At 66.9% G+C, this 5,425-nt stretch carries 4 protein-coding genes and 1 pseudogene; 1 reads left to right on the top strand and 4 read right to left on the bottom strand.

Features of this window, described 5'->3' with window-relative positions; translation table 11 throughout:
- Positions 1-146 precede the first annotated feature (146 nt).
- Positions 147-578: an SRPBCC domain-containing protein gene (locus tag AC2W7C_RS12950; protein ID WP_486001808.1), complete on the top strand. Its 432-nt coding sequence runs from the start codon at positions 147-149 to the stop codon at positions 576-578.
- On the opposite strand, the gene AC2W7C_RS12945 is transcribed toward AC2W7C_RS12950, so the two are convergent.
- The 4 genes and pseudogenes from AC2W7C_RS12945 to AC2W7C_RS12930 all read right to left on the bottom strand — a co-directional run.
- Positions 575-1,558, bottom strand: a complete 984-nt coding sequence (locus AC2W7C_RS12945) for a hypothetical protein (protein ID WP_486001807.1) — start codon at positions 1,556-1,558, stop codon at positions 575-577. The genes AC2W7C_RS12950 and AC2W7C_RS12945 overlap by 4 nt on opposite strands.
- 494 nt (positions 1,559-2,052) lie before the next feature.
- Positions 2,053-3,038 (bottom strand): annotated as a pseudogene (locus AC2W7C_RS12940) (type II secretion system F family protein).
- Between the two features lie 10 nt (positions 3,039-3,048).
- The gene (locus AC2W7C_RS12935; RefSeq protein ID WP_486001806.1) at positions 3,049-4,023 is read right to left on the bottom strand and encodes a type II secretion system F family protein; all 975 of its coding nucleotides are present in this window, start codon (positions 4,021-4,023) and stop codon (positions 3,049-3,051) included.
- A gap of 5 nt (positions 4,024-4,028) precedes the next feature.
- Positions 4,029-5,425, bottom strand: a 1,397-nt coding sequence (locus AC2W7C_RS12930; RefSeq protein WP_486001805.1) for a TadA family conjugal transfer-associated ATPase, incomplete at its 5' end; no start/stop codon positions are given.

Raw genomic sequence — 5,425 nt, 5'->3', positions numbered from 1 at the left:
GCCTGCGCGCCGGCCCGCCGGACCTGGCCGACCGCGACGAGACGCCCTCGCCCGAGACGCCTCCGGCCTCCCAGCCCGGGCCCGAAGGCAACCGCTGAGCTTCGCCGCCCTTTTCCCGCCCGCAAAGCCGTGCCAGATGACCGCCCATGGACATCGCCCGCATCGAGAAACGCATCGGCATCCGCGCGCCCGTCGACCGGATCTGGGAGGTGCTGTCGGACCTGCCGTCCTGGGACCGCTGGAATCCGATCGAGAAGGCGGTCGAGGGAACCATCGCCTTCGGCGGTCAGATCGCCCTGAACGAGACCATCGAGAGCCTGCCCGAACGGCGGGTCGTCGCTCGCGTCGGCGACTGGCAGCCCTACGCCCAGCTGGTCTGGTCCGAGAAGCGCGGCCTGTGGTTCCAGTCGGTCCGCTATTTCGAGATCGAGGAGCTGGAGCCCGGCAGCTGCATCGCCGCCAACGGCTTCCTTTTCTCGGGCCTGCGCGGCGAGATGTTCTTCGACAAGCAACGCAAGCATCTGCGCCATTCGGTCGACGCCGTGGCCGAGGCCTGGAAGGCGGCGGCGGAGAGCTAAGGGGCGTCAAGAGCGCCCAGCACGGTAGACGCAGACAGTTCCGGCGCCACAACGGCGAGGTCGTAACCGCGGATCAGCTCGCGCCATTCCGGCGTCAGGGTTTCCAGATCGACGCTGCGCAAACGGCGCAGATCCACCAGGAACCAGTCGCCGGGCGCCGTATCCGAGGGACGGGCCAGCATCACGTCCTTGCGCCAGTCGCTGTCCTCGTCCGTGATCGCATCGAAGTCGCGCACAGTCACCTGGCGACCGACCCCGTTGTATCCAGCCTCCACGCCTCTCGCGCCGACGACGATGAGGTTGAGGGACTTCACGCCCTCTCCGTCGGCATGTTCGGCGACGAAATTGCCCACGTCGCGCTGACCGAGTGGGTTGAAGCCCTTGTAGAGATGCCAGGCGCCGAACTTCATCAGCACGCGAGCCTGCGGCGCCGCGGCGAAATGCGCCGCCAGCGTCCGCTTCATTAGCCGCGCCCTGCGCCCGTTTGGATCGCCGCGGCCGGACTGCGAGGCCTGATAGATGGCCCGCGTTTCGCGCAAGGCGGCGAACAGCGCCTTGGCCCGGTCGCCCCCGTCCTGGTCGAGGGCTGTCCCCGCCTGATCCAGCGCCGCATCGGTGACCGTGTAAAGGAACAGGTCCCCGGGCGAACCAGAGGCCAGCGCGGCCTGCATCGCCGTCCGTTCCTGCTCAGCCAGAGCCTCGATCTGGGCGCGGGCGAGCGGTCCTGGATCGGCCGCGAGCATCTGTTCGAACAGATAGCCGCTCGCCCCAAAGAACTCCTGGTCCAGCCCCCACAGCTCGAAGTCCGGTCCGGCGACACTCGCGCAATCGGCCGCCATCTGACCCTCGTCGCGGCCATTGAGGAAGGCCATCGCGTCGGGGTGGGAGCGCATGAAGTCAGAAATCTGCTGTTCGCGGTCCGGCGCTCTCAGCCGTGCGTTGACTGCTCCGGCGGCCTCCGGCCCGATCTCCACGGCCATGGCCGTCAGGCCGCCCGGCGCCATCAATCGACACACGTTCGTGGTGAAGGCGGGAATCTCGCGCGAAAGATGACTCTCGCCGATGAGGACGTATCGGCTGGCGTCTATAGCGGTCGACAGTATCGCGGCTCCCGGACCCGAGAAGCCCTCCGGCCGGACTGTTAGCGGCGACCCTACCTGCGCCAAACGATCAGCGAACGGGAGCGGCGCAATGGTCTGGGCGTGGGCGGAAGCCGCGCACAAGCTTGCGAGCGCCAAGGCCCCCGCAATCGATCTCAGACTCATATCCATCACCCTTGCCATGTGAGACGTCCTTGCGGTGATCTCTGTAGGTCACAAGTTAAATCGTGGTCACGAGTCTCCTCGCGGCCTGAAATCGGGCGTCCGCATGAGTGCGAAGGACCGTAGGCGCTCTTCGCCTGATGGCGTCGGTGCGCCCGGAAATCTCCTGGGCTTTGGCCTCAACCGCCCTTTGACCCTGCGGCTGACCCGGGTCAGCCGCCGGCGGCCATGGTGTCCTGGATGCTGATGATCGCCGGCGTCAGGATGACGATGAACAGCACCGGCAGGAAGAACAGGATCATCGGAACCGTCAGCTTGGCCGGCAGGGCGGCGGCCTTCTTCTCGGCGGCCGACAGGCGCAGCTCGCGGTTCTCCTTGGCCATGGTGCGCAGCGCCGAGCCCAGCGGCGTGCCATAGGTCTCGGCCTGGGTCATGGCGTCGCGACCGACTTCACGCCCGGATGGTTGGTGCGCTTGGCCAGGCCCTCATACGCCATCCGGCGGTCGGGCAGATAGCTGAGCTCAGCCGACAGTAGGGTCAGCTCCTCGGCCAGGTCGATCGACGAGCCGCCGATCTCCTGGCTCACCTTGGCGATCGCCGCCTCGATCGACATGCCGGCCTCGACGCAGATCAGCAGCAGGTCCAGGGCATCCGGGAAGGCCTGCATGATCGAGGTGCGACGCTTGGAGATGCGGTTGGCCAGATACAGGTTCGGCGCATAGAAGCCGATCACCGCAGCGCCCATCACCATGCTGAGCCGGATCATCAGCGACAGGCCGAAGTCGTTGAAGACGAACAGGTAGAAGGCCGCGATCGCCAGGAAGACGAACGGCATCGAGAAGCGGAAGAAATAGAAGGTCGTCAGCGGCTTGGGCCCGCGGAAGCCCGCCTGGGACATCTTCTCGGCGACCTTGGGGTCTTCCAGGAGCTTGGTCAGGTTCAGCCGATCCACGACGCGCTTCTTGAAGCCCTCGTCGGTATGGCGAAGCCCCTGGGGACCTCCGGCCTGGCTGGCTATGGCTTGGCGCGAACGGCGCTTCAGCTCCTCGCGCCGGGTGGCGACGGCCTTCATCCGGCCCTCCAGCTTCACCCCGCCGGTGAACGAGCTCAGCAGGGTGAGCAGGGTGGCGAACACCAGCACGCCCACGCCGATGCTGAGCAGGTTCTGGACATTGGTGAAGAAGCCGATGAAGTCCATGACGATCCCCCTAGAACTTGAACGAGATCATCTTCTTCATCACGAAGACGCCGAAGCTCATCATGACGACCGCTATCAGCAGCATGAACTGGCCGCGCGGATCGGTGAACAGCTTGGCCATGTAGGCCGGCGTGGTGATGCTGACGAGGATCATCACCGCCGGCGGCAGCGAGCCGATGATGCCGGCCGAGGCCGTGGCTTCCGACGACAGCGCCTTGATCTTCTCGCCCATCATCTTGCGGGCGCGCAGCACCGTCGACAGGTTCGACAGCGCCTCGGCCAGGTTGCCGCCGGTCTTCTGCTGGATGCCGATCACGATGGAGAAGAACTTCAGCTCGGGCGTCGGCATGCGCTCGTACATCTTGTCCAGCGCCTGGGCCAGCGTCAGGCCGACGCCCAGCCCCTCGACCAGCTTCTGGAACTCGGGCCCCAGCGGCGCGGGACTCTCGCGGCCGATGATCTTGAAGCAGTCGTGAACCGGCAGGCCCGACTTGATGCCGCGCACGATGACGTCGACGGCGTCGGCGAAATGGCTCGAAAACTTCTTCATCCGACGCTTGCCCAGGAAGCCGACCACCCAGCGCGGCAGGCCCAGGCCGAACACCAGGCCGACGCCCAGGCAGATGAAGATGTTCAGGCCGAACACCAGCGGCAGTAGGAAGGCGACGACGCCCAGGACGGCGCTGATGATCCAGAATGTCCGGGCCGACATCGTCATGCCGGCCTGTTTCAGCTTGGCCGGCAGGTTGACTCGCGCCTTGCGCTCGATCCGCTCGGCCTCCTGCAGCTGCTCCACGATCTGCTTGCGGCGGGCCTCGGGCGTGCTGGCGGCGGCCTTGCGGGCCGCCGCGTTCGACTGTTTGGGCGCGCTGAACGTCTGAGCGCGCTTCAGGGCCTGTTCGCTGGAATCGCCGCCGCCGACGAAGGCCCAGCCCAGGCCGCCGATGGTGATGAAGGCCAGAACCGCCGCGAGGATCGGAAGCATCCGCGCTACTCCGCCGCGTCCAGGGCTTCGGCCAGTTCCCGCTCCAGCCCATAGTAACGGGCCCGGTCCCAGAAGCGGGGGCGCGCGATTCCGGTCGAGCGGTGACGCCCGACGATCCGGCCGTTCTCGTCCTCGCCGGTGATCTCGTAGACGAACAGGTCCTGGGTGACGATCACGTCGCCTTCCAGCCCGACCACCTCGGTGATGTGGGTGATGCGGCGCGAGCCGTCGCGCAGGCGGGCGGCCTGGACGATCACGTCGACCGAGCCGACGATCATCTCGCGGATCGTCTTGGACGGCAGGCCGTAGCCGCCCATGGTGATCATCGACTCCATCCGGCTGATGGCCTCGCGCGGGCTGTTGGCGTGCAGCGTGCCCATCGAGCCGTCGTGGCCGGTGTTCATCGCCTGCAACAGGTCGAAGGCCTCGGGCCCCCGCACCTCGCCGACGATGATCCGCTCGGGACGCATCCGCAGGCAGTTCTTGACCAGGTCGCGCATGGTGATCTGGCCCTGGCCCTCCAGGTTCGGCGGGCGGGTCTCCAGGCGTACGACGTGCGGCTGCTGCAGCTGAAGCTCGGCGGCGTCCTCGCAGGTGATGACGCGCTCCGTCGGGTCGATGAAGGCCGTCAGCGTGTTCAGAAGCGTCGTCTTGCCCGAGCCGGTGCCGCCCGAGATGACGAGGTTGCATCGCGACGCGCCGATGACGCCCAGCACGCGCGCGCCCTCGGGACTGATGGAGGCGTACTCCACCAGATTCTTCATCGTCAGCTTGTCCTTCTTGAACTTCCGGATCGTCAGCGTCGGGCCGTCGATGGCCAGTGGCGGAGCGATGACGTTGACGCGGGAGCCGTCCGGCAGGCGCGCGTCGCAGATGGGAGAGCTCTCGTCCACGCGCCGGCCGACCTGTGACACGATCCGCTGGCAGATGTTCATCAGCTGGGTGTTGTCGCGGAAGCGGACGTTGGTCAGCTGGACCTTGCCGCCGACCTCGATGAACACCCGGCCGGCGCCGTTGACCATGATGTCGGCGATGTCGTCGCGGCTCAGGAGCGGCTCCAGCGGGCCGTAGCCGAGCACGTCGTTGACGATGTCCTGGACCAGGTGCTCCTGCTCGGCCACCGACATCGAGACGTTCTTGATCGCCACCAGCTCGGCGACGATGTCGCGGATCTCCTCGGCGGCGGCCTTGGGATCGAGCTGGGCCAGCTGGGCCAGGTCGATCGTGTTCATCAGGGCGTTGAAGATCGTGGTCTTCGTCGCGTGGTAGTAGTCCGACTGTTCGCGGACGATCTCGGCGACGGCCTGGGCCTTCTTCAGTTGCTCGAAGCCGGGCGTGGCCTTGGGCCCTCCGCCCGCGGCCTTGGGCTGCGCGGCGGCCGGACGGGCGCGCGACGCCAGGG

It is taken from the genome of Brevundimonas sp. CURTG3B2_SDJG (assembly GCF_057364705.1).
This window is presented reverse-complemented; position numbering and strand designations above follow the sequence as displayed.